Genomic DNA, 22253 nt, shown 5'->3' on the forward strand with positions numbered 1-22253 from the left:
ACCGGGGCGATTAGTTCACTCATACGGCAGCCACCACAGGACGCCTCGGGGCGAGCACGATGCGCGGGTCCAGTACCGGGTAGACCAGGTCGACGAGCAGATTGACCACCACGAAGACCAGCGCCCCGTAGACCACCACCCCCTGCACGACCGGAATGTCCTGCGTGCTCACGGCGGACTGGGTCACCCGCCCCAGACCGTTGCGGGAGAACACCGTCTCGATCACCACGGCGTTGGCCATCAGCTGACCCACGAGCAGACCGGCCACGGTGAGGGCGGGTAACGAGGCGTTGCGCAGAGCGTGCCGCAGGTGCACGTGTCTCCTTCCGGCGCCCTTGGCCCGGGCGGTGCCGATGTACGGCTCGTCGAGGGTCGTGATCAGGCTCTTGGCGAGCACCAGGGCGATCTGTGCCCCGGTCGGCACCGCCAGCGTGACGGCCGGCAGCACCAGGCCTTTCAGACCGTCGTTGCCGAAGGCGGGGAACCACTGGTTCCGGAACGAGAAGAACTGCACCAGCATCAGCCCGATCCAGAACGTCGGCACCGAGACCCCCAGCGGCGGCAGCGAGAGCAGCACCTGCCGCACCCCGGGACGCGCGCTGAAGGTCGCGGCCAGCGCCAGCCCGCCGCCGAGCACGAACGCCAGGGTCAGGGCGCTCGCGGTCAGCAGCAGGGTCTGGGGCAGGGCCTGGGTGATCAGCTGCGTGACCGGGCGGCCGGTGGCCACCGAGTCACCCAGGTCACCGATCAGCGCGTGCCCCAGGTGGTTCAGGTACTGCAGAGGCACGGGCTGATCGAATCCGTACTCGTGACGCAGGGCCTCGAGCCGGGCGGGGTCGACCGGCGCGGAGTCCGCACCCGCGCCGGCCATGGCCGAGACCGGGTCACCCGGCAGCAGCACGAGGATGAAGAACGACAGCGTGTACGCCGCCCACAGCACCCCCACCGCCTGGACGAGACGCCGGATCACGTAGCGGGGCATCTCATTCGACCCAGGTGTCGTGCAGCTGAATCCGGCTCGAGGCCTCGAAGTTCAGGTCGTGCACCCGCTTCGCGACACCCAGCTTGGTCTGAAGCTCCACCACCGGCACCGTGTAGGCGTTCTCCACCAGGTCTTCCTGGGCCCGGGCGACGAGCTTCTCCCGGGCCGCCTCGTCGACGGTGCCCGCCTGCTGCGTCAGCGTCTTCTCCAGGCCTGTCTCCGGCACCTGGTAGAAGTTGGCCAGCGCGGTGGAGAACTGGGTGCGCAGGATGTCCGGGTCGGCGCGGGTCACGTTGCCCCAGGCCAGCTCGAAGTCACCGGTCTGCAGAATGGTGGCGAACTGCGAGATCTCGTTCTGCTTGAGCTCCACGGCGATGCCGGCCTGCTTGAGCTGCTGCTGGATCAGCTCCAGCGAGGGCTGGTTGGTGGGCGAGTTCGCGAACCAGGTGATGGCGAGCGAGAGCTTCTTGCCGTCCTTCTCGCGGATCCCGTCGGCACCCGCGCTCCAGCCGTCGCCCTCCAGCAGGCTCTTGGCCTTGTCGAGGTCGAAGGTGAGCTGCCCGGAGAGGTCCTCGTAGCCGGGCGTGGTGTGGGCGAGCACGCTGGTGGCCGGTTCGGTGCCGGTGTTGAACACCGTGTCGGCGATCTGCTGCCGGTCGATGGCGTAGCCGATGGCCTGCCGCACCGCGGCGTCCTTGAGGATCGGGTGCGCGTTGTTCGGCGAGAGCCCGAACACCACGCCCGGGTTGGCGCGGGCCTCCAGGGTGACCCCGGCCGACTCCAGCGCACTCTCGTCGGCCCGCCCGACGTTACCGATCGCGTCCACCTGTCCCGACTGCAGGCTCCCCGTACGCACCCCGGCCTCGGGCAGCACCTTGAAGACCACCTGGTCGAGATAGGCCTCACCCGGCTTCTTCCACAGCGAGGAACCCCAGGCGTAACCGGTGCGCTTCTTCAGCGTGGTCGACTGGTTCGCCGCGTACCCGGCCAGGGTGAACGGGCCGGACCCGATGATGCCCTTCGTGCAGCGGTCCGGCGCCGGCAGTTTTGACGAGGCGAGTGACACGATGCCCAGCGAGTGGGTCGAAGTGGCCTGCAGGAACTGGGCGTTCGGCTGGGCGAAGGTCACCGTCACGGTCTGGGCGTCGTCGGCGGTGATCTTCTCGACCCCGGCCAGGTAGCCGGTGGCCAGACCGGCCAGGGCCCCCAGGTCGGGCACGGCCTCGAAGTCGGCCTTCACCGCCTCGGCATCCAGCGGGGTGCCGTCGCTGAACGTCACACCCTCGCGCAGGTGAAAGGTGAAGGTGGTGGCGTCCTTACTGATGTCCCAGCTCTCGGCCAGCCAGGGCACGATCTTGCCGGTCTGCGGGTCCTGGTCGGTGAGGGAGTCGACCAGCTGGCGCACGGAGTAGATCGAGTCGTTACTGGCCACCTGCTGCGGATCGGTGCAGCCGGTGTCGGAGCCGACCGCGAAGGTCAGTGTGCCGCCGCTTTTCGGTGTCGAGCTACTGCCCGCCCCCGATCCGGCGCTGTCACCGCCGCCACAACCGGTCAGGACGACCAGTCCGGCAACCAGTCCCACGTTCAGCCAGGCATGCTTCAGCGTTCTACCCACGTCAGGGGTTCTCCTCGTCACGAGGCGTCCGGGCACACGGGTGCCGGCGGACGTTCCGATGGATGTGCGGCGAAAGAACTGGTGTCGCGCTCTCGGTCAGCGCGTGGGGATCTGACAGAGATCGGCGCAGACGCGCAGCAGATCGATGTGACGGCGCCGGGAGAACAGACCGCTGTTCACATTCCCTCCTCAGCACCGCACCAGCCGACTTCACACCACGCTAAGCCGCGACTGCATTCAGGTCAATGCATATAGACAAGATAGACAATGTCGCCTCCATCTCGTGGCGCTATGGGCGGTTACGTGCATGTTCTCGACACCGTCCGCGCGCCCGGACGTTGATCGGCAGCCCGGTGAAGCGCCGGTGAAAGTGACTGCATACCTCTCGCCTTGATCGCATACGGCTGCATACAGTCGTAATCATGAGCGCCGACGAGGCCCGGGTGAGCGCCCGGGACACCATCTACTCGGCCCTGCGGCGCCGGCTGATGTCCGGTCACTACCGGGACGCCGGCGCCCTGGTACCGAACGCCCTGAGCGAGGAGTTCGGGGTCTCCCGCACCCCCGTGCGGGAGGCCCTGGCCCTGCTCGAGCGCGACGGGCTGCTGGTCGCCGGCACCCGCGGGTTCTCGGTCCGCCGGCGCAGCATCGAGGAGACGCTGGAGATCTTCGAGGTCCGCGCGATCCTCGAGTCGTCGGCGGCCTCGGCCGCGGCGATGCGGCGCAGCACCATCGACCTGGCCAAGCTGGAGGAACTGCACCGCCGGGCCGTGGCCCACACCGGCCCCGACGGCACGGCCGCCGACGAGACCTCCCACCAGGCCGTGCGGGACCTGTACAACCAGTGGCACGCGGGCATCCGCGCGGCCGCCCACAACCACACCATCCTGGGCCTCGTCCACACCCTCGACGCCCAGGTGAAGTCCAGTGCCCCGTGGAGCCCGGAGGCGACGCAGGCGTCGTTCGCCGACAGCCACGCCGAGCACGCGCTCATCCTCGACGCGATCCGCCGCAGCGACGCGGAGACCGCCCGCACCACCATGCTCGAGCACCTCGCCCGCGACCGCGATATCCGCATCCGTCAACTGGTCTCGCAGTCGTTGGGTCTACCGGAGGACGACGTGGTCACCAAGGACTGTCCGGCCCCCCACGCCCCCTGAAACCCCTCGCCCTTGTTCACGGCGGGGTTTCCTCCTTCATCACGGTGGCCACGTGTCCATCGTCTTTGCCTGGAACCACCTGGAGATTCATCCATGCCCGAAAAACACATTCATCTGGCTGCTTTCATGAATGCCGGGCCGATGGCCACCGTCGGGTGGCGGCACGCCGCGGCCCGGGACGACTTCCTCGACGCGGCCTACTACACCGACACCGCACGGCTGCTCGAAGAGGCCTTGTTCGACCTGATTTTCGTGCCGGACTCACTGGCCGTGCCGCGTAGTCTGGGTGGGCGCTTCGACCCGGCCGTACGGTACGGGGCCGGGTCACCGCGCCTCGACCCGATCCCGGCGATCTCGCTGATGGCCGGGGCCACCCGTCACATCGGGCTGGCCGCCACCACGTCGACGGGTTACAACGAGCCGTACAACGTGGCCCGCTCGTACGCCACGCTCGACCATCTCACCGGGGGGCGCGCGGGGTGGAACGTGGTCACCAGCTTCCAGGACGCCGAGGCGCAGAACTTCGGGTTCGAGGCGCTGCCGCCCCGGGAACAACGCTACGCCCGGGCCGAGGAGTTCCTCGAGGCGACGGCCAGGTTGTGGGACAGCTGGTCGGACGCCGCGGTCGTGCACGACAAGGTCTCCGGGCAGTACGGACGTCCGGACGAGGTGCGCGCCGTGGACTTCCAGGGTGAGTACGTGAAGGTGCAGGGTCCGCTGGGGGTTCCGCGCCCGCCGCAGGGCTACCCGGTAATCGTGCAGGCCGGCGCCTCGCCCAGCGGCCGGGACTTCGCGGCGCGCTGGGCCGACGTGATCTTCTGCTCGCACGAGTCGATCGAGTCGGCCATCGAGTTCTACTCCGACGTCAAGGCTCTCGCGGCGAAGTACGGACGCGACCCGGACCACCTGAAGATCCTCCCGGCGGCCGCCGTGGTGGTGGGTGACTCGAAGGAGGACGCGCAGGCCCGGCACCACGCGTTCGAGGACCTGGTCGAGCCGGAGGCCGGGCTGTCCCGCCTGGCGTACCACATCAACGTCGACCTGACGAAGTTCGACCTGGACGGCCCGCTTCCGGAGATGGAGGTGGCCGGCGTGATGGGCCACTACCGCGAGGTGCTGGAGTACGCGCGGACGAGGAACCTGACCATCCGGGAGCTCGGCCAGTGGTACGGCGCGCGTACCGAGGGCTACCTGGTGGGCTCGGCCTCCGACATCGCCGACGGGATGGAGGAGTGGATCGACCGCGGGGCCGCCGACGGCTTCATGGTCGTCGCCACCCACGTGCCCGCCGCGTTCGCCGACTTCGCGAGCCAGGTCGTACCGGAACTGCAGCGCCGGGGCCGGTTCCGCACCGAGTACACCGGAAAGACCCTGCGCGACCACCTGGGCCTGCCCCGCCCGGAGCGCGAGGAGTGGAAGAACCGCGCAGCCAGCACCCTCAGGAAAGCGACGCAGCCATGACCACGCAGATCCGCTGGCCCGACCCCTACGTCACCGGGCCCCTCCGGGCCGTCGTCGAGGCGTCCCCCCTGGTGTTCGGGCTGACCAACTACATCACCGCCGGACTGAACGCCAACATGGTTCTGGCCGTGGGTGGTTCACCGGCGATCGGCGGCAACCCGGCGGCCGTCGAACCCTTGGCCACCGCTGCTTCCGGCGTCTGGATCAACCTCGCGGCGATGGTGACCGACACCCCCGAGCTGCTCCTGACCGCCGCCCGGACCGCCCACGACGCGGGCACCCGCTGGGTGCTCGACCCGGTGACAGTGGGAGCGGGCATCCCGGTGAGCGACGATCTGGCCGCCGGGCTGATCACGACGGTGCCACCGACCGCTGTGCGCGGCAACGCCTCCGAGGTCATCGCCCTGGCCGGTGGCACCGCGACCAGCCGGGGCGTGGACGCCACGGCAACGCCCGAGGACGCCGTCCCCTACGCCAAGGACCTGGCCCGGAGGACGGGTGCGGTCATCGCCATCAGCGGACCGACCGATTACGTCACCGACGGCTCCGAGGTGATCGCCGTACCGGGCGGCCACCGCTGGCTGACCAAGGTGACAGGCGCGGGGTGCAGTCTGGGCGCGCTGGTCGCGACCTTCCTGGCCCCGGGCACCGATCCCCTGCGCGCCACGGTCGCGGCGCACGCCGCCCTGGCGGTGGCGGCTGAACGCGCCGTGGAGCACGCCCGGGGAACCGGTACTTTCGCGGCCGCGGTACTCGATGAACTCACCGTCCTGGCCGAGGGATCGTGACGACGCCGACCACCCCGAGAACCCACCACCGACCCCCCGGGGCGACATCGACGTCCTCAATTCCGTTCAGTCGCCTGGGCCATGCCCTCCTACCCTGGCTGAGCCCCCTGGCCATCCTCGGTCTGTGGGCCCTGGCCTCGGACCGGGGCTGGCTGAGCGACCGCACCTTCCCCGCCCCGGCCCGGGTCTTCACCGCGGCCGTCGACCTGACGAAAGACGGCACGCTGCCGCAGGCCCTCGGCACCAGCCTCACCCGGGTGGCGCTGGGAACCGTGCTGGGCGTGACGTTCGGCCTGCTGATGGGCGTGGTCTCGGGCTACTCGCGCCTGGGTGAGCTCACCGTCGACCGGCCGCTGCAGATGCTGCGGGCGATCCCGTTCAACGCACTGCTGCCGCTGTTCATCATCGCCTTCGGGGTGGGCGAGTCGATGAAGGTTCTCCTAATCGCCGAAGGTGTGCTGATACCGGTGTATCTCAACACCTACGCGGGCATCCGCAACGTCGACGTGAAACTCGTCGAGGTGGCGGTGGTGTACAAGTTCTCGCGGCGCCTGGTCGCCGTGAAGATCCTCCTGCTCGGCGCTCTGCCGAGTATTCTGACCGGACTGCGCTTCTCGCTGGCCATCGCGTGGATCGCCCTGGTCACCAGCGAGACCGTGAACACCACCTCGGGCATCGGGTTCATCCTGATCAACGCCCAGCGCTTCGTGCGCCCCGAACAGGTGGTGCTCTGCATCGTCATCTACGCCCTGCTCGGCGTACTCACCGACTGGCTCGTGCGGCTGCTGGAAGCCCGGCTGCTGCGCTGGCGCAAGGGTTTCAGCGGACGCTGAGCCCCTCCCGACCATCAAGGAACCAAAATGCGCTACAAGCTCCCCGCCCTCGTCGTCGCTTCCCTGCTCGCCCTCTCCGCCTGCGGCTCGTCCAGCAGCGGGGCCGCCGGGGCCGGCAGCACCGAGTTCCGCGTCGCCTACCTGCCCACCGCCAACTACCTGACCACGGTGAAGGAGTCGGGTTACCTGGAGGAGGAGGGCAAGAAGGTCGGTACCACGGTCAAGTGGATCGGCCCCCTCGACCCGGTGACCGCCTACGACACCGTGACCGCCGGCGAGGCCGACGTCTCGTCCACCGGCACCGGGTACTTCGTGAACCTGGCCGGCACCGGCGACGACTGGATGGCCTTCGCGCTGGAGAAGTACTCCGGCAAGAGCCAGGGCATCGTCGCGAACGAGCAGAGCGGCGTCACCGACCTGAAGGGCCTGTACGGCAAGAAGGTCGGCATCGACTCCCCCGGCGGCACCGGCGACTACCTGCTGAACCTGGCGTTCAAGGAGGCCGGGCTCGACGTCGGCAAGGTCGAGAAGGTCACGCTGGACACCTCGACGTTCGCCACCGCGTTCGCCAGCGGTCAGGTCGACGCGATCGCCTCGTACGACCAGAACCTGGCCGCCGCGATGGCCACCGAGGGCTCGAAGGTGCTGATCACCGGCGCCGACATGAACTCGTACAACTGGTCGATCCACATCGTCAGCCGCGAGTGGGCGGAGGCTCACCCGAAGGAGCTGAAGGCGATGTACGACGGCCTGGTGCGCGAGGCCGCGCGGGCCAAGGCCGACCCGAGCGTCATCACCGACACCTACAAGGAGTTCGGCGCCACCGACGAGCTGGTCCAGCAGATCGCCACGTTCGACGTGCCCACCATCGAGCCGATGGACTCCACCGTCGTCGCCGATCTGGAGAAGCTCGGTCAGCAGTACGTCGACTTCGGCTTCCTGAAGTCGGTGCCGGACATCAAGACCGCCGTGGTCGACGAGTCGTGATCACCTTCTCCGGCGTCTCCAAGCGTTTCGGCGGGACGGTCGTGCTCGACGGGCTCGACCTGACCGTGGCCGAGGGTGAGTTCGTGGCCGTGATCGGGCGTTCCGGCACCGGGAAGTCCACGCTGCTGCGGATCGTCGCCGGGCTGGAGCAGCCCGACGACGGCACGGTGGAGTCCCCGGACGAGGTGGCCGTCGCCTTCCAGGAGCCCCGGCTGATGCCGTGGCTGAAGGTCGGCGACAACGTGGCCCTGGGCCTGCGCGACCAGGCCCGGGCCGTCCAGGCCCTGGCCGAGGTGGGGCTGGAGGACAAGGCCGGTGCCTGGCCGCTGCAGCTGTCCGGCGGCCAGGCCCAGCGCGCGAGCCTGGCCCGGGCCCTGGCCCGCCGGCCCCGGGTGTTGTTGCTGGACGAGCCGTTCGGGGCCCTCGACGCCCTGACCAAGCTCGAGATGCAGTCGCTGGTCGGCGGGCTGTGGCGCGATCACGGCTGGACGGTCGTGATGGTGACGCACGACGTGGACGAGGCCGTGCGCCTGGCCGACCGGGTGATCGTGCTCGGGGACGGGTCGATCAAGCTCGAGCTCACCGTCCCCGGGCGCGGCCCCCGCCGGCCGGACGACCCGGCCCTGGCCGGTCTCGGTCAGGAACTGCTGGCGGCGCTCGGCGTCAGCGTCTGATCCTCCGGAGGGCGGGCGGCACGGCGTTCGGCCGGGATGAGCCACAACAGCGGCAGGCCACTGCCCGCCGAGATGGCCACCACCCACCAGAACGCCGTGCCGAACCCGTCGGCGACCGCCTGAGAACTGGTCGCCGACTCGAGCTGGTGCTGCAGGATCACCGCGAAGGCGGCCGTCGCGGCCGAGCCGCCCAGACGCTGCAACACGTTGTTCTGCACCGTGGCATCGGGGATCCGGGACGCGTCGATGGCCCGGAACGCCGCGGCCGACACCGCGACCGCGCAGAACCCGACCCCGAGACCCCGCACCACCATCAGGCTGTCCAGGAGCACGTACGAGGTGCCGACCCCGATGGCGGTGAACGGCAGGGTGGCGACCAGGCTGAGGAGCGAGCCCGACACCCCGGTCCAGCCACTGCCGATCCGGTCGGTCAGCCCGGCGCCGACGATCATGCCCAGCGCCACCCCGGCACCCTGCGGCATGAGCAGCAGACCGGTCGCCACCGCGTCCTCGCCCCGCACCAGCTGGAAGTACAGCGGCAGCAGGATGATCGCGCCGAAGATGGCCGCCCCCAGGCAGAAGTTGGCCAGCGACGCCACGGCGTACCGGGGGTTGCGGAAGAGCCGCAGGTCGAGCAGGGGTTTCGGAACGATCAGCTGGTGTGCCACGAAGGCCACGAGCATTACCGCACCGATCGTCAGGGCCCCGACGCTGCGGGCGTGCAGCCCTCCCGCGGAACCGATCTCGGCCAGTCCGTAGGTGAGACCGACGGTGCCGCCGATGATCAGCACCAGACCGGCCAGGTCGGGCGGGCCGGCCTCGCCCCGCGCGTCGAAGGCCAGCAGACGAACCGCCAGGATCAGCGTGAGCAGACCGATCGGCAGGTTGAGGAAGAAGATCCACTCCCAGCCGGCGTGCTCGATGATCAGCCCGCCGACGGTGGGCCCGAACACCGGCGCCATCACGGTGGGTACACCGGCGACGCCCATCACCCGGGCGATCTGGCCCGGGCCGGTGGCCCGCAGCATCATCATCGAGCCGACCGGCATCAGCAGGCCGCCCGCGAGCCCCTGCAGCACCCGGCCCGCGACCAGCATCTCGACCGAGCCGGCCAGGCCGCAGATCAGGGACGCGACGGTGAAGGCCGCCAGGGCCACGACGTAGGTCTGCACGGCGCCGAACCGGGTCGAGACCCAGCCCGAGACCGGGATCACCGCGGCCATGGCCAGCAGGTACCCGGTCAGCACCCACTGGATGGTGGCCAGGTCGGCGTGCAGGTCGACCGTCAGCGACTCCAGCGCCACGTTGACGATCGTGGAGTCGAGGAACGCCATGAACGACCCCAGGGTGGTCACCAGGATGAGGCGTTTCAGGGCAGGCGAAAAGGGTTCGGGCGGGCTCATAAAGGTTCCCTCGCTCAGCGCGGTAATATGTGGAGCACTGCTCCGCCGAATGATAGGGAGCGGTGCTCCGATTGAGCAAGGGAGTTTTACGCATGGCGCGGAAGGCGGACGGGGACCTGCGGGAGGACGCGCGGCGCAACCGCGCCGCTCTGGTCGCGGTGGCACGCGAGGTCTTCGCGGAGGAGGGCACGGACGCGTCGCTGCGCGACGTGGCCCGGCGGGCCGGGGTGGGCATCGGCACCCTGTACCGGCACTTCCCGAACCGGGTGGCGCTGCTGCAGGCGGTGCTCGGCGACGGGATCGACAGCCTGCGTGAACTGGCCGAGAACTCGCTGAGCGCCGACGATCCCGCGCACGAGCTGGAGGCCTGGACGGCGCGGTTCGCGCAGAGGTGCGGCGCCCAGCGAGGCCTGCCGTCCGACGTGATGGCGGCGCTGCAGGACAAGGACTCCGAGCTGCACCGTTCCTGCCTGGCCATGATGGCGGCGGTGCAGCACCTGCTGGAGAAGGCTCAGGCGCAGGGGGCGGTCAGCGCCGATCTGGACGCGACCGACGTGGTGACGATGGGCGCGGCCGCGGGCTGGGTGCAGTACTTCAGCGGTGAGGAGCGCTCACGGCGCATGCTGCGCGTACTGACGAACGGCCTGCAGACCGGCCGTTCGTGAGTACCCGCAGCCCGTCAGCGGCCCGACCACTCCTGCGCGAGCAGCTCGAACGAGCGCACCCGGTCGGCGTGGTCGTGGGTGATCGTGGTGACGAGCAGCTCGTCGGCCCCGGTCGCGTCGCGCAGGATCTCCAGCTGGTCGGCCACCTGCACCGGTGACCCGACGAACTGGGTGTCGACCCGGTCCTGCACCAGGGCCCGGTCGGCATCGCTCCAGACCCGCTGCCGGGCCTCGTCCGGCGTGGGGAACTGGATGGCGCCCTCGGCCGTGCGGATGCTGCGCACCCAGGCCCCGTAACCGGCCGCGTGCGAGCGGGCGGTGGCCTCGTCGTCGGCCACCACCACGTCGGCCGAGACCGTCACGTAGGGCCGGTCGAGATCGGCCGACGGCTTGAACGCGGCCCGGTAGGCGTCCACGGCCTCCAGCACACTGGAGGGGGCGACGTGGTAGTTGGCCCCGAACCGCAGACCGCGCTCGCCCGCCACCTCGGCGCTCTCGCCGCCGCTGCTGCCGAGCACCCAGATCTGCACGGCCGCACCCTCTCCCGGGATCACGTGCGCCTCCTCGCCCTCCGGCGAGGTGTAGGTACCGGCGATCAGGGCGAGCACGTCGCCGAGCAGCTCGTCGTAGTCCTGCGGCTGGGCCCCGGGCTGGGCCAGGAGCTTCTTCTGCAGGGCGAAGCGCGGTGAGCCGAGCAGGGGGCGGAAGTCGAACTTCGGCGGGATCAGCAGGCCGCCCGGGGCCTTGCCGTCGACCACCGGGGACGCCTTCGGCACCTGCCGCGGCTCACGCGGCACCCCGCCGGAACGCCCCAGCCCGAGGTCGAACCGGCCCGGGTGCACGGCGTCGAGCAGACCGAACTCCTCGACCACGGAAAGCCCCGTGCGGTGGCCCATCTGGACCGCGCCCGAGCCCAGCCGGATGTGCCCGGTGGCGGCCGCGGCCAGGGCCAGCAGCAGCGAGGGGGTGGTGCCGGCCACACCCGGGTTCAGGTGGTGCTCGGCGAACCAGTACCGCGCGTAGCCCAGCCGCTCGGCGTGCTGCGCCAGGTCGATGCTGTTGCGGATCGCCTCAGAGGCGTTCGAGCCGGTCGAGACCGGAACCAGGTCAAGAACACCGAGCGGGGTGGTGGTCACGGTACGAGCTCCTGTTCGGTGGGCTTTTCGGGGGCGAGCACAGGGGCTTCGGGGGCAAGTGCAGGGGCTTCGGAGGCAAGTGCAGGGGCTTCGGGGGCTAGTGCAGGGGCCCAGGGCCACGGCGGATCGGGTAGATCCCGGCGCAGCACAGGAGCGATCTGCGACTGGAACAGCTCCAGGCTCGCCCGCTGCTCGTCGTCGGGCACGCCGAGCGGGTCGGCGAGGATGTTGACCACGCTGTGCCCGAACGCCTCGTGGTAGCGGTGCACCTTCTCGATCACCTGCTGCGGGCTGCCGATCAGCGCCGAGCTGCGCTCCACGTAATCTTCCAGGGTGGGGAAGACCGGTGCGGTGCCGAGGCGGTTCTGCATCGCCAGGTACCCGGCGTAGGCGGGTTCCCAGGCTTTCACCGCATCCTGGGAGTTGGGACGCGCGTGGTAGCCGGCGGTACCGGACCCGACCGCGAGCCGGGCCGGGTCGTGACCGTAGTGGGCCCAGCGTTCGCGGTAGTAGCGGATCAGCTCGGCGTACGGCTCGATCGCGTGGGTGACGTTGGCCGAGAACAGCGGGTCGCCGTAGCGGGCCGCCAGGTCGACCGACGCCTGGCTGGTGGCGCTGCCGTGCCAGACCCGTACCGGCTGCTGCAGCGGGCGCGGCCAGACCTCGGCATCCCGCAACGGGGGCCTGAACCTGGTGTCGACGGTGACCTTGTCCTGCCGCCAGATCGTGCGGAACACCTCGTAGGACTCGGCGTTACGGTCCCACTGGTCTTCGGGCGTGACGTCGAACAGCTCGCGCTGCGCCGAGCCGTTGCCCTTGCCGATGATCAGCTCCAGCCGGCCGCCGGAGAGGTGGTCGAGCGTGGCGTAGTCCTCGTAGGCGCGTACCGGATCGAGCAGACTCAGCGTGGTCACGGTGGTGAACAGCCGGATCGTACGGGTCAGGGCGGCCAGGTGACTGAGCACGACGGTCGGGGACGAGGAGATGAACGGCCTTTCGTGCCGTTCCCCCACCCCGAACCCGTCGAAACCCAGTTCTTCGGCCAGGAGCGCTTTCTCGACGACCTGCGCGAAGCGCCGCGAGGTGCTCGTGACCTCACCGGTGATCGGGTGGGGAGCATGGACGATCAGCGTGCTCAGAAGGAATTTCATCCGGCGGCCACCGCTTTCGAACCCCCTTCGACGACGACTTCTCGTCAGGCTAACCCGGCTGACCAGCGGTGTCCATTCTCTACAGAAAAGGAAGAGATCACACCGGGGCGGGGGCCGGGACGGGCAGGCCGAGAGCGGAGCGCAGGGTGTCGCCGCCGGACGGTTCCAGGCGCGGCACCACGGATCTGAGCACGCCGATCAGCTCGTCGCGCCCTCCGGTGGTCGCCAGTTCCAGGCCGTCCAGGGCGTGGTTCACGCTCCAGCGCGCGAGCTCGCCCGCGGTCACCCGGCCGTTCTCGCGCACGATGCCGGCCCGGGCCACCAGCGCCACCTCGTCGCGGCGCCGGCCGGAGCTCACCACCGCGTCGATCAGGCGGGTGTTGCCGCCGTCGACCAGCTCGATCCGCGGCACCACGAAGACGTCGGCCAGGCGGGCGGCATCCACCCAGTCGAGATGATCACGCCCGTCCGCCAGTAGGACCGGGCGCCCCTGTTCCGACACCGGCCCGCCGAGCGAGCCGTTCACCCGGTAGAAGCGCCCCTCGTGATCCACCTCGCCGTCCCACAGCCCGGTCACGACGCGGGCGTACTCCTTCCACCGGAAGGGCCGCGCCGCTCCCCCGGTGTCAACCGGCAGGCCGGGTTTCGGCAGATCGAGCACCGCATCGGTGACCTCGTCGCCGTCCCCGGCCCGCAGGGCCAGCCCGGCCCGGCCGTGGGTGGCGCGGTCCAGCGAGAGGACGCGCCGGGCCAGGTTGGCGGGGGCGTTGTGGGTGGTCGGGGCGTCGACGATCCAGTGCAGGCCCGGGTACAGCGCGCCCAGGTGCCCGGCCACACTGCTCGCGTCGAGCAGGGCGAGCTCACCGGGCGGCCCGTCGCTCACCCGGATCGCGGTCACGCCGACGTCACTCGCCACCTCGGCGACCTCGCGCGCCTGGTCGAGGCCGAGCCCGTCACCGACGGCCAGGTCGACGATCACCACGAGGCTCATGCCGTCACCGGCCGGCGGGAACGCGCGACGAGGGACGCGGTGCGCACCTTGGGCGAGTCGGCTCCGGCCGGGATGGCCAGGCCGAGATGGCCGCGCAGGGTGCGGCTCTCGTAGCCGGAACGGAACAGGCCGCGCCGGCGCAGTTCGGGCAGCAACTGCTCGGTGAACGCGTCGAACCCCGAGGGCAGCACGTCGGGCAGCACGTTGAAGCCGTCGGCCAGACCGCGACGCAGCCGCTCCTGGAGCTCGTCGGCGACCCGGGCCGGCGTGCCGGCCACGACCGCGTGACCGCCGGTGTCGAGATCGCCCAGGGCGGGCGCCAGTTCCCGGGCCTCCGGCTCGGTGGCACTCAGCACCACGGCAATGTTCTGCAGCACGACCACCGAGTCGGGATCCCGGCCCTGCGCGCGCAGCGCCTCCCGCAGCCCCCGACGGTGATCATGGACTCCTCGGCCGTCGACCAGCACCACGTCGGCGTCGCCACTACCCCGCACGACCACCGGACGTCCTTGCGGTGAGCGCAGTTCCGTGCGCTCGTGCCAGCGGCGCACCACCGAGTCGACGAACGCGCAGCGATCGGGAACACTCTGCGGACCGGCCCCGAAGATCCGCCGCGAAGGCTCGTTCTCCGCGACCCGCCAGCCGATTCGTCCATTGCTCAGGTAGTCGGTGTCGGCGACCCGGCGGGCCAGTTCCAGAGGGTCGTGGTGCCCGGCCGAGAGGGTGCCGATCAGACCGATGCGGTCGGTGACCGCGGCGAGAGCGGCCAGCAGCGTGGTGGGTTCGTGCGCCGGGGAGTCGGGCAGGAACACCGCGTCCAGCGCGGCGGCCTCGGCCCGGCGGGCGGTCTCGGCGTAACTGTCGGCATCCGCGTCGAAGCTTCCCGCGCGGCCGAGGATCCCGGCCGCGGAGACGGCGAGCGTGAGGTGCAGGCGGCCGGTCATGGCCGGGCCTGCGGAGGGAGGGCGCGCGAGTAACGGGTCACGGCGAAATCCTTCGTCAGCAAAAGAATGTGGCGGAAAGAGTGTGAAGATTTCGCCGGGCAGGGTTACGGGATCGCGGCTCCGGGGCACTCCGCCGAAGAGCTGGAACCCATAAACCCTTGCCCGGTCTTAGCTCTCAGGCAAACGGAAAGTTCAACAACAGGTACTGGAAACCCTCTGCAGGTCTACCCAGCGCGCGCTCGCCAGCAGCGGGCCTCGATTCATGAGCACAAGTGTCCAAGTCGTGACCAGCATTGTCAATCATTCCTGTCGAGAATATAGGCTGAGGGCCATCGCTGATCGGAGACATCGATGACACTGCTCTGGTACATCCCCAACACGATCGAGCCCGGGCACCGGGGTGACACCGCCACCCAGGGCTGGGGCTCGCTGGAGCACTCCACCGAGCTGGCGCTGGCCGCCGAGCGCAGCGGCTGGTCAGGGGCCCTGATCGGCACCAGCTGGGGCCGTCCCGACACCTTCACCCTGGCCACCGCCCTGGCGGCGCGCACCACCACGTTCCGGCCCCTGGTCGCGGCCCGCCCCGGCTACTGGCAGCCGGCCCAGTTCGCCGCCGCGGCGGCCACGCTCGACCAGCTCAGCCGGGGCCGGCTGCTGGTGAACATCGTCAGCGGGGTGGACGAGCCCGCCGCCTACGGCGACCCGGTCGTCGCGGGCCCCGACCGCTACGCCCGCACCGAAGAGTTCATGCACGTGGTGCGGCGGCTGTGGACCGAGGAAGACGTCACCTTCACGGGGCGGTTCTTCACCGTCGAGAACGCGACCGTGGCCTCCCGCCCCTACGGCGCACCCCCGACCCTCTACTTCGGCGGGGCGTCGGAGGCGGCCGAGCGGGTCGCCGCCGCGGAGGCCGACGTGCAGCTCTTCTGGGGCGAGCCGCTGGAGGCCATCGCCGCCCGCATCGCCCGCCTGCGCCGGCTCAGTGACGAGGTCGGGCGGCGTCACGCGCCCCTGGAGTTCGGTCTGCGGGTCACCACGGTCGTGGGTGAGACAACCCCGGATGCGTGGGTCACCGCCCGCGCCCGGGTCGCCCGCCTGCGGGGTCAGGAGCCCGAGCCGTGGTGGCAGGGGAACCGTGACCACGCCGTAGGACAGCGCCGCCTCTACGACCTGGCCTCCCAGGGTGAGGTGCTCGACACCTGCCTGTACACCGCGCCGGGCTCGGCGGGGGCCGGCGGGGCCGGCTCGACCTGGCTCGTCGGCTCCCCCACCGACGTCGCCGGCGCGCTGCACCGCTACCGCGAGCTGGGCGTCACCCATTTCATCCTGTCCGACACCCCGTACCTGGAGCAGACGGCCCACCAGGGCCGCACCCTCCTCCCCCTTCTTTAGGCCCGGGTCAGCTGCTGCAACAGCTCCGCCTCCAGCGCCGCGAAGCGCGGATCGGCGAAGAGGGCCTGGGTGCGGGGGCGGGGGAAGTCGACCACGATCTCCGCCGCCACCCGGGCCGGGCGGGGGCTGAACACGTAGACGCGGTCGGACAGGAACAGCGCCTCGCGCACGTCGTGGGTGATGAGAACGACCGTCCAGCGGTATTTCTCCCACATGTTCTCGAGCCAGCCCTGCATCTGGGAACGGGTCAGGGCGTCGAGGGCCCCGAACGGCTCGTCGAGCAGCAGCAGGGGCTGCTCCTGGGCCACGGTGCGCAGCAGCGCCGCCCGCTGTCGCATGCCGCCGGACAGCTGCGCGGGGTAACGGTTCTCGAACCCCTCCAGGCCGAACGGTTCCAGCAGCGGACGCACCTTCTCCCGGGCGGCGGCGCGTTTCGTGCCGCGCACCTCCAGACCGAGGGTCAGGTTGTTCAGCACGGTGCGCCACGGCAGCAGCGCATCCCGCTGGGGCATGTAGGCGACCCGGGAGCGTCCGCCGTGCAGGGCGTCCCCGGTGATCCGCACGTCTCCCCGGTCGGCCGAGACCTCACCGGTGAGCACCCCGAAGGTGGTGCTCTTGCCGCTGCCGCTGGGGCCGAGGATCGAGACGAACTCCCCCGCTCTCGCGTGCAGGTCCAGGCCCCGCACCACCGGCAGCCCGCCGAGGGTGACGTCGAGATCCTTGATGCTCAGCGCCGGTTGGGTCATGATGCCTCCCCGGCACGCACGAGGAACGCCCAGGGCAGGGCGATCCGCTCGATCAGGTAGCTGAGGGCGAAGAGGATCAGGGTGAGCGAGGCCGTGACGAACACGGCCGCCAGCACCAGGTCGGTGCGGAAGGTGTTCTTGGCGAACTGCATGTACACGCCCAGACCGGCCTCTGCCCCGGCGTATTCGGCGAAGATGGCCGAGACCACCGAGTAGGTGATGGCGATCCGCAGCCCGGCCATGAAGTACGGCAGGGCGGAGGGCAGGCGCACGGTGCGGAACACCCGCCACCGCCCGGCGCCCATCGAGCGCAGCAGGGCCACGCTGTCCGGGTCGGCCGAGCGGAACCCCTCGACGAAACTCAGGGTGGTGGAGAAGAAGTTGACGAACACGATGAGGAGGATCTTGGGGAACTGCCCGAACCCGAACCAGACGATGACCAGCGGGGCCAGCGCGACCAGGGGAAGGGTCTGGCTGACCACCAGCACCGGCAGCACGGCCCGCCGGGCCAGGCCGGAAAGGTCGACCAGCACGGCGAACCCGAAGCCGACCGCGACCGACAGGGCCAGGCCGATCACCGTGGCCCGCAGGGTGGGCCAGGTGTTCGCCAGCAGGTTCTCCCGGTCGGCCCAGCCCTGCTGCGCCACCCGCGAGGGGGTGGGCAGTACGTCCGCGCCCGGGCCGATCGTGGCGGCGTAGATCTCCCAGATCGCCAGCAGCAGGGCCACGAGCACGAGGGGAGGCAGAACCACGCCGGGTCGGGGCATTTTCGTGATCACGAGACCGGGACCGCCAGGAAGTTGTTGCTGTAGGACCGTTCCCAGCCACCGGCCGACGGGAGCACTCCGTAGTCGGCGAGCCACTGCGCGTACGGCTGCATCAGCTCGTCGCGGACCTGACCCCAGCGTCCCTCGTGGAACCAGGTCGGGGTGATGAGATCCAGCGAGCGCCGCAGGATCTCGCGGGAGAAGTAGGGCACATACCGCTCGAAGGCGTCCGCGGCCAGGTCCGGTTCGTCGCGGGCGGCCCGGTAGCCGCGCTCGACGATCTCCAGCAGGGTGCGCACCAGCACCGGGTTGCGCTCGATCGTCGATTCCTGGGTGCCCAGGAGGTAGCTGTGGTACGGCGGGGCGCCGAGGGTGTCGACCGGCCAGACCACGCGGTCGGACTCGGGCAGGTTGCCCAGCAGCGCGTCCCAGGCCCAGTAGTTGCCGAAGGTGGCGTCGACCTCGCCGGCCGCCACGTCGTCCGCCAGCAGTTCGCGGGTGCCGCTGTTCACCACCTGCACCCGGGAGAAGTCGCCGCCGTCGGCGGCGATCAGGTGCCTGACCATGGCCAGGCCCCGGGGTGTGGGGTTGAGGGCCAGGCGACGGCCCTCCAGGTCACGGGGGCGGGTGATACCGGTGGCGGTGGTGGTGAGGATGGTCTCCATCGCCCGGTGGTTGATGGCCGCGACCGCCTGCAGCGGTTCGTGGCGGGCCCGGCGCACGAGCAGCCGGTTGCTCGGGAAGACCGCGAAATCGGCCTCGAACCGGGAGAGGTAGGCCAGGGAGTCGCCCCGCGAGGGGTCGGCCACGGTCAGTTCGACATCCAGCCCGGCCTCGGCGAACCAGCCCTGCCGGCTGGCCACGAAGAATCCGGCCGAGTTGGTCCACGGGTGCAGGTATTCCAGGACGACGCGCACGCTCATGTCGTCAGCTCCCCGAGGCGGTGAGGTAGGCGTTGGTGTAGTACTGCGTCCAGTCCGGCTCGGCCGTCAGCTTCTTGCCGTCCGCGTCGGTGAGGAGCCCGTTCTCGTAGAGGAACGAGCCGTAATTCTTCCAGAACGTCTCGTCCTGCACGCCGACGTGGCCTTCCTCGGTGTTCAGGTAGCCGTCGCCGGCCAGGAGCTTCTGGCTCGCGCGCACCAGGTCGGCGTCTTTCAGCTGCGTCGGGTTCGCCTGCACCAGCAGGTCGGCGGCCTTCTCCGGCTCGGCGGCGGAGTAGCTGTAGCCCTTCGCCGTGGCCGCCAGGAACTTCCTGGCCACGTCGGAGTTGGCCTTGAGGTACTTGTCGCTGGAGGCCAGCAGCACCGAGTACTGGTCGGGGAAGCCGTAATCGGTGGGGGCGAAGTTCTTCAGCGGCTTGCCCGAGCGCTCGGCCTCCACGCCCTCCCAGGTCACGACCGGGATGGTGAAGTCGGCCTTCTTGCTGTAGACCGCCTGGTACGCAGAGGTGTCCAGCGCGATGCTCCTGAAATCACCCTCGCCGCCGTCGTGCTGGATCACGTACTTCAGCAGCGGGCCCTCGTCCGGCGACCCGAACCCGGCGTAGGTCTTGCCGTCCAGGTCTTTCGGGCTCTGGATGTCGTCGCGGTCGGCGCTCACCGAGATCGCGTACGTGCCTTTCCTGTCGGGCGCGTACACGGCCACGACGTCCTGCCCGGCGGCCCGGGCGTAGGTCACGCCGGCCTGGTAGGAGAACCCGAAGTCGGCCTTGTCGTGCGCGACCAGCGTCTCCGGCGAGGTGGAGGAGTACGGGATCACCTTGAGGCTGATGCCCGCGTCCTTGTAGTAGCCGAGCTCGTCGGCCGCGAAGACGCCGGTGTAGTCGGTGTTCGGGGTCCAGCTCAGGGCCACGGTGACCTCGGTCAGATCACCGGAGGCCGCTTCCGTCCCGGACGAGGAGCCACCGCAGGCGGACGCCGCGAGCACGGTGGCGGAGAGGGTGGCGGCCAGCAGGCCACGGCGGGTGAGCGATGCAGATCGGTTCATCACGGTATCCGTTACGGGGTCGGGGTCATGGTCGAGCAGAGGACGAGGTGGTCAGGCTGGTCAGGTCACGATCAGGTGCGGGGGTTCGGGGTCGTTGTGCACGACGACATCGGCCCGGCCGGGGGTGTTCTCGCGGCGCAGGAGGGTCTCCTCCTGGCGAGCCCAGTCGGCGAAGTGATGCTGCCGGTAGCTGTCCCAGTCGGACCGGCTCCGCAGGCGTTCCCGCCGGGTGTCGTCGTCGGACTCCACCCAGATCAGCAGACTCAGACAGCCGGTGAGCGGCTCACTGCCGGAACCGCAACCCTCCAGCACCACGACGGGAGAGGCGGGCACCTCCCGCCAGGCCTCGCGGGTGCCGGTGGCCCAGTCGTAGGGACGCCAGCGGGCGGTGCGGCCCTGCTCCAGGGGCTCGGCGATCCATCCGTGCAGCAGCTCCCCGACACCGGCCAGACCCTGCCAGCCCTCGTAGAGGTCGTCGAGGTGGATCAGCGGGGCCCCCAGCCGTGCGGCCAGGTGCCGGGCGAGCGTGGTCTTGCCCGAGCCGGAGCGGCCGTCGACCGCGACGAGGCGGGTGGCTCCCACCGACGGAGGCCGCCGGAGCACGTGCCCCGCCAACTCCTCGACCACCATGGGGGCGGTGCCGGTGCCTCGGTTCACGGTGCTGCCTTCTGTCTGCTGTCGAATCTTCTGTCGAATCGCTGTGACCTGCTGAGACCCCTGGGAGTAAGGGCTCTGCGCTGAATACTGGATCAGTCCTGTCGAGAATGTCAACAAGTTCGCATGCCCATGTATACACAGGTATGCTCGCGCTCGTCCTCACGCTGATCATCCGCCGGGAGAACCCCTTGTCCCCACGCCCAGGCAGTACCGAGACCCCCACGACGGGCCCGGGCACCCTCTACGAGATCGTGCGGTCCGACATCCTGGCCGGTGAGTTCGGCGCCACCGCACTGTTGCAGGAACTACCGCTGGCCGAGCGATACGGCGTCTCCCGCACCCCCGTGCGCGAGGCCCTGGCCCGCCTGGAGCACGAGGGCCTGGTCGAGAAGGCCGGGCGCGGGCACCGGGTGCGTTCGGGCACCGCCGAAGACGTGCTCGAGGTCTACGAGGCGCGCATCGTGCTGGAGGGTCAGGCCGCCGCCGGCGCCGCCGAACGCCGCGGCGAACTGGATCTGGCCCGGCTGCGGCACCTGCACGAGACCGTCCTGACCGGGGAGACCCGTAACGACGCCGAGCGCAGCGCCCACTCGGCCTGGCACGCGACCATCTGGCGGGCCTCGCACAACCGCACGATCGAGACCCTGCTGCACCGGCTCACCGCCCAGCTGCGCATCTACGACCGCGGCACCCAGGAGACCCCCCACGACCTGGAACAGACCCGCGCCGAGCACGAGAGCATCCTGGCTGCCATCACCGACCGCCACCCGGAAGCCGCGCGCGGCGCGATGATCGATCACCTGACCCGGGCCCGCGAGGTCCGCCTGCACCGGTTCGGGAGCGAGGCGTGACCACCACCGGACTGGTGCTCCCGGTACGCCACCGGCCGGTCAGCTACGGGTACGACGCGATCCTGCGCCTGGCCGAGTACGCCGACGCCCACGACGGCTGGGACACACTGTGGGTCGCCGACTCGATCATGGCCCTGCCCTTCCTCGACTCCGGGGTGCTGCTGGCCGCGCTCGCCGCCCGCACCCGCCGCGCGCGGCTCGGGATCGGCTGCATGGCCTCGCTGGGTTTCCGGCACCCGGTCACGGTGGCCCGGCAGTGGGCCGACCTGGACGCGCTGTCCGGCGGCCGGATGCTGCTGGCCGCCTGCCCGGGCAACGGCACCGGCACCGCGGTCGAGAACGAGCTGCGCACGTTCGGCCTGGACTACCGCGAGAAGGTCGCCCGGTTCGAGGAGGCCGTAGCTTTCCTGCGGGAGGTCAGCACCGGTGCGACCTCGTTCCAGGGGCCCTTCACCCAGGTCGAGAACCTCGACCTGGGTGAAGGTTTCGTGCAGCGACCACTCCCGGTCTGGGTCGCGGCCAACCCCTCGCCGCGCGCCGGGCAGGCCACGGTCGACCGCCTGCTGGGCCGGGTGGCCCGTCTCGGCGACGGCTGGATGACCTTCAACGTGACTCCCTCCCAACTGCGCACGCGCGTGGACCGTCTGTACGAACTGCGCGCCCAGGTGCGTCCCGAAGAGACCGGGCCGCTCGAGGTCTGCGTCTTCCTCAACACCAATGTCGGGCTCGATCCCGCCACGGTGCTTGAGGACGCGCGCGAGCGCTGGTTCCAGACCGCACCTCGCGGGGTGTCGGTGGAAGACCTGGACGGCATCGCGGCCATCGGCTCGCCCGAGCAGGCGGCCGACCTGATCGGCCGCCTCTCCGAGGCCGGCGCCACCCACCTGGCCATCGAGCCGCTGAGCACCGACGTCCCCGCCCAGGTCGAAGCCCTCACCGAGCTGTTACTCCCCCGCCTGCCCCGGGGAATGTCTGCAGGATCACGACCGGATGGCGCGGTCGCGCCCCCACCCCCTCGCCACCCCGCCCACCTACGTCCGTGATCATGCCCACCTTCCCCGAAA

Annotated in this window: 22 protein-coding genes; 10 read left to right on the plus strand and 12 right to left on the minus strand. The window is 70.3% G+C overall.

Annotated elements, in window-relative coordinates; all coding sequences use genetic code 11:
- Nucleotides 1–19: 19 nt before the first annotated feature.
- Both LR393_RS20035 and LR393_RS20040 read right to left on the minus strand, forming a co-directional pair.
- Nucleotides 20–982 (minus strand): ABC transporter permease, encoded by a 963-nt coding sequence (locus tag LR393_RS20035; protein WP_231485545.1) that lies wholly within the window; start codon nt 980–982, stop codon nt 20–22.
- 1 nt (nt 983) lies between these two features.
- Nucleotides 984–2597: an ABC transporter substrate-binding protein gene (locus LR393_RS20040; RefSeq protein WP_231485547.1), complete on the minus strand. Its 1614-nt coding sequence runs from the start codon at nt 2595–2597 to the stop codon at nt 984–986.
- Nucleotides 2598–3019: 422 nt separating this feature from the next.
- On the opposite strand from LR393_RS20040, the gene LR393_RS20045 reads away from it, so the two are divergent.
- The 6 genes from LR393_RS20045 (at nt 3020) to LR393_RS20070 (ending at nt 8500) form a co-directional block, all read left to right on the plus strand.
- The gene (locus LR393_RS20045; protein WP_231485548.1) at nt 3020–3757 is read left to right on the plus strand and encodes a GntR family transcriptional regulator; all 738 of its coding nucleotides are present in this window, start codon (nt 3020–3022) and stop codon (nt 3755–3757) included.
- Between the two features lie 93 nt (nt 3758–3850).
- Entirely contained in the window at nt 3851–5218 is a 1368-nt protein-coding gene (locus LR393_RS20050; RefSeq protein WP_231485550.1) for an LLM class flavin-dependent oxidoreductase, read from the plus strand.
- A complete protein-coding gene (gene thiM, locus LR393_RS20055; protein ID WP_231485551.1) occupies nt 5215–6006 on the plus strand; it encodes a hydroxyethylthiazole kinase in 792 nt (263 codons plus the stop codon). The genes LR393_RS20050 and thiM overlap by 4 nt, the downstream gene beginning before the upstream one ends.
- A complete protein-coding gene (locus LR393_RS20060; protein WP_331282967.1) occupies nt 6003–6839 on the plus strand; it encodes an ABC transporter permease in 837 nt (278 codons plus the stop codon). The genes thiM and LR393_RS20060 overlap by 4 nt, the downstream gene beginning before the upstream one ends.
- Nucleotides 6840–6866: 27 nt before the next feature.
- Nucleotides 6867–7826, plus strand: a complete 960-nt coding sequence (locus LR393_RS20065; protein WP_231485553.1) for an ABC transporter substrate-binding protein — start codon at nt 6867–6869, stop codon at nt 7824–7826.
- A complete protein-coding gene (locus tag LR393_RS20070; protein ID WP_231485555.1) occupies nt 7823–8500 on the plus strand; it encodes an ABC transporter ATP-binding protein in 678 nt (225 codons plus the stop codon). The genes LR393_RS20065 and LR393_RS20070 overlap by 4 nt, the downstream gene beginning before the upstream one ends.
- On the opposite strand, the gene LR393_RS20075 is transcribed toward LR393_RS20070, so the two are convergent.
- Complete coding sequence (locus LR393_RS20075; protein ID WP_231485556.1) at nt 8464–9903, minus strand: MDR family MFS transporter; 1440 nt, start codon at nt 9901–9903, stop codon at nt 8464–8466. The two genes, LR393_RS20070 and LR393_RS20075, sit on opposite strands and share 37 nt — an antisense overlap.
- 92 nt (nt 9904–9995) lie before the next feature.
- Between LR393_RS20075 and LR393_RS20080 the strand changes: the two genes are divergently transcribed.
- Nucleotides 9996–10568, plus strand: a complete 573-nt coding sequence (locus LR393_RS20080) for a TetR/AcrR family transcriptional regulator (protein ID WP_231485557.1) — start codon at nt 9996–9998, stop codon at nt 10566–10568.
- A gap of 14 nt (nt 10569–10582) precedes the next feature.
- Here LR393_RS20080 and LR393_RS20085 read toward each other — a convergent pair whose 3' ends face one another.
- The 4 genes from LR393_RS20085 to LR393_RS20100 form a co-directional block, all read right to left on the minus strand.
- Complete coding sequence (locus LR393_RS20085; RefSeq protein ID WP_231485559.1) at nt 10583–11704, minus strand: LLM class flavin-dependent oxidoreductase; 1122 nt, start codon at nt 11702–11704, stop codon at nt 10583–10585.
- Nucleotides 11701–12855, minus strand: a complete 1155-nt coding sequence (locus tag LR393_RS20090) for an LLM class flavin-dependent oxidoreductase (protein WP_231485561.1) — start codon at nt 12853–12855, stop codon at nt 11701–11703. The genes LR393_RS20085 and LR393_RS20090 overlap by 4 nt, the downstream gene beginning before the upstream one ends.
- Nucleotides 12856–12952: 97 nt before the next feature.
- Nucleotides 12953–13846 carry an LLM class flavin-dependent oxidoreductase gene (locus LR393_RS20095; protein ID WP_231485562.1) on the minus strand — a complete coding sequence of 298 codons (894 nt, stop codon included), beginning with the start codon at nt 13844–13846 and terminating at the stop codon, nt 12953–12955.
- Entirely contained in the window at nt 13843–14790 is a 948-nt protein-coding gene (locus LR393_RS20100) for an LLM class flavin-dependent oxidoreductase (RefSeq protein ID WP_231485565.1), read from the minus strand. Before LR393_RS20100 ends, LR393_RS20095 begins: the two co-directional genes overlap by 4 nt.
- A 351-nt stretch (nt 14791–15141) precedes the next feature.
- Here LR393_RS20100 and LR393_RS20105 point away from each other — a divergent pair, with 351 nt between their 5' ends.
- Complete coding sequence (locus LR393_RS20105; RefSeq protein WP_231485566.1) at nt 15142–16182, plus strand: LLM class flavin-dependent oxidoreductase; 1041 nt, start codon at nt 15142–15144, stop codon at nt 16180–16182.
- On the opposite strand, the gene LR393_RS20110 is transcribed toward LR393_RS20105, so the two are convergent.
- Genes LR393_RS20110 through LR393_RS20130 form a run of 5 tightly spaced genes read right to left on the minus strand, consistent with a single transcriptional unit; the run spans nt 16179 to nt 20338 of the window.
- The gene (locus LR393_RS20110) at nt 16179–16928 is read right to left on the minus strand and encodes an ABC transporter ATP-binding protein (protein ID WP_231485568.1); all 750 of its coding nucleotides are present in this window, start codon (nt 16926–16928) and stop codon (nt 16179–16181) included. The genes LR393_RS20105 and LR393_RS20110 overlap by 4 nt on opposite strands.
- Nucleotides 16925–17695 carry an ABC transporter permease gene (locus LR393_RS20115; RefSeq protein ID WP_231485573.1) on the minus strand — a complete coding sequence of 257 codons (771 nt, stop codon included), beginning with the start codon at nt 17693–17695 and terminating at the stop codon, nt 16925–16927. Before LR393_RS20115 ends, LR393_RS20110 begins: the two co-directional genes overlap by 4 nt.
- Before the next feature lie 8 nt (nt 17696–17703).
- Complete coding sequence (locus tag LR393_RS20120; protein WP_231485575.1) at nt 17704–18618, minus strand: ABC transporter substrate-binding protein; 915 nt, start codon at nt 18616–18618, stop codon at nt 17704–17706.
- A 4-nt stretch (nt 18619–18622) separates the two neighbouring features.
- Nucleotides 18623–19681, minus strand: coding sequence for an ABC transporter substrate-binding protein (locus LR393_RS20125; RefSeq protein ID WP_231485576.1), 1059 nt, complete (start codon nt 19679–19681; stop codon nt 18623–18625).
- A 60-nt stretch (nt 19682–19741) separates the two neighbouring features.
- A complete protein-coding gene (locus tag LR393_RS20130; protein WP_231485578.1) occupies nt 19742–20338 on the minus strand; it encodes a uridine kinase family protein in 597 nt (198 codons plus the stop codon).
- Between the two features lie 143 nt (nt 20339–20481).
- Between LR393_RS20130 and LR393_RS20135 the strand changes: the two genes are divergently transcribed.
- Complete coding sequence (locus tag LR393_RS20135; protein WP_231485579.1) at nt 20482–21189, plus strand: GntR family transcriptional regulator; 708 nt, start codon at nt 20482–20484, stop codon at nt 21187–21189.
- Nucleotides 21186–22232 (plus strand): LLM class flavin-dependent oxidoreductase, encoded by a 1047-nt coding sequence (locus tag LR393_RS20140; protein ID WP_231485581.1) that lies wholly within the window; start codon nt 21186–21188, stop codon nt 22230–22232. The genes LR393_RS20135 and LR393_RS20140 overlap by 4 nt, the downstream gene beginning before the upstream one ends.
- Nucleotides 22233–22253: the final 21 nt, after the last annotated feature.

It is taken from the genome of Kineosporia mesophila, from assembly GCF_021129235.1.
Classification (GTDB): domain Bacteria; phylum Actinomycetota; class Actinomycetes; order Actinomycetales; family Kineosporiaceae; genus Kineosporia; species Kineosporia mesophila.

Coding starts and splice junctions, on each gene's coding strand:
- LR393_RS20035 (WP_231485545.1), bottom strand. CDS start 982: ATGCCCCGCTACGTGATCCGGCGTCTCGTCCAGGCGGTGGGGGTGCTG.
- LR393_RS20045 (WP_231485548.1), top strand. CDS start 3,020: ATGAGCGCCGACGAGGCCCGGGTGAGCGCCCGGGACACCATCTACTCG.
- LR393_RS20050 (WP_231485550.1), top strand. CDS start 3,851: ATGCCCGAAAAACACATTCATCTGGCTGCTTTCATGAATGCCGGGCCG.
- thiM (WP_231485551.1), top strand. CDS start 5,215: ATGACCACGCAGATCCGCTGGCCCGACCCCTACGTCACCGGGCCCCTC.
- LR393_RS20065 (WP_231485553.1), top strand. CDS start 6,867: ATGCGCTACAAGCTCCCCGCCCTCGTCGTCGCTTCCCTGCTCGCCCTC.
- LR393_RS20075 (WP_231485556.1), bottom strand. CDS start 9,903: ATGAGCCCGCCCGAACCCTTTTCGCCTGCCCTGAAACGCCTCATCCTG.
- LR393_RS20080 (WP_231485557.1), top strand. CDS start 9,996: ATGGCGCGGAAGGCGGACGGGGACCTGCGGGAGGACGCGCGGCGCAAC.
- LR393_RS20090 (WP_231485561.1), bottom strand. CDS start 12,855: ATGAAATTCCTTCTGAGCACGCTGATCGTCCATGCTCCCCACCCGATC.
- LR393_RS20095 (WP_231485562.1), bottom strand. CDS start 13,846: ATGAGCCTCGTGGTGATCGTCGACCTGGCCGTCGGTGACGGGCTCGGC.
- LR393_RS20100 (WP_231485565.1), bottom strand. CDS start 14,790: ATGACCGGCCGCCTGCACCTCACGCTCGCCGTCTCCGCGGCCGGGATC.
- LR393_RS20105 (WP_231485566.1), top strand. CDS start 15,142: ATGACACTGCTCTGGTACATCCCCAACACGATCGAGCCCGGGCACCGG.
- LR393_RS20110 (WP_231485568.1), bottom strand. CDS start 16,928: ATGACCCAACCGGCGCTGAGCATCAAGGATCTCGACGTCACCCTCGGC.
- LR393_RS20115 (WP_231485573.1), bottom strand. CDS start 17,695: ATGCCCCGACCCGGCGTGGTTCTGCCTCCCCTCGTGCTCGTGGCCCTG.
- LR393_RS20120 (WP_231485575.1), bottom strand. CDS start 18,618: ATGAGCGTGCGCGTCGTCCTGGAATACCTGCACCCGTGGACCAACTCG.
- LR393_RS20125 (WP_231485576.1), bottom strand. CDS start 19,681: ATGAACCGATCTGCATCGCTCACCCGCCGTGGCCTGCTGGCCGCCACC.
- LR393_RS20135 (WP_231485579.1), top strand. CDS start 20,482: ATGCTCGCGCTCGTCCTCACGCTGATCATCCGCCGGGAGAACCCCTTG.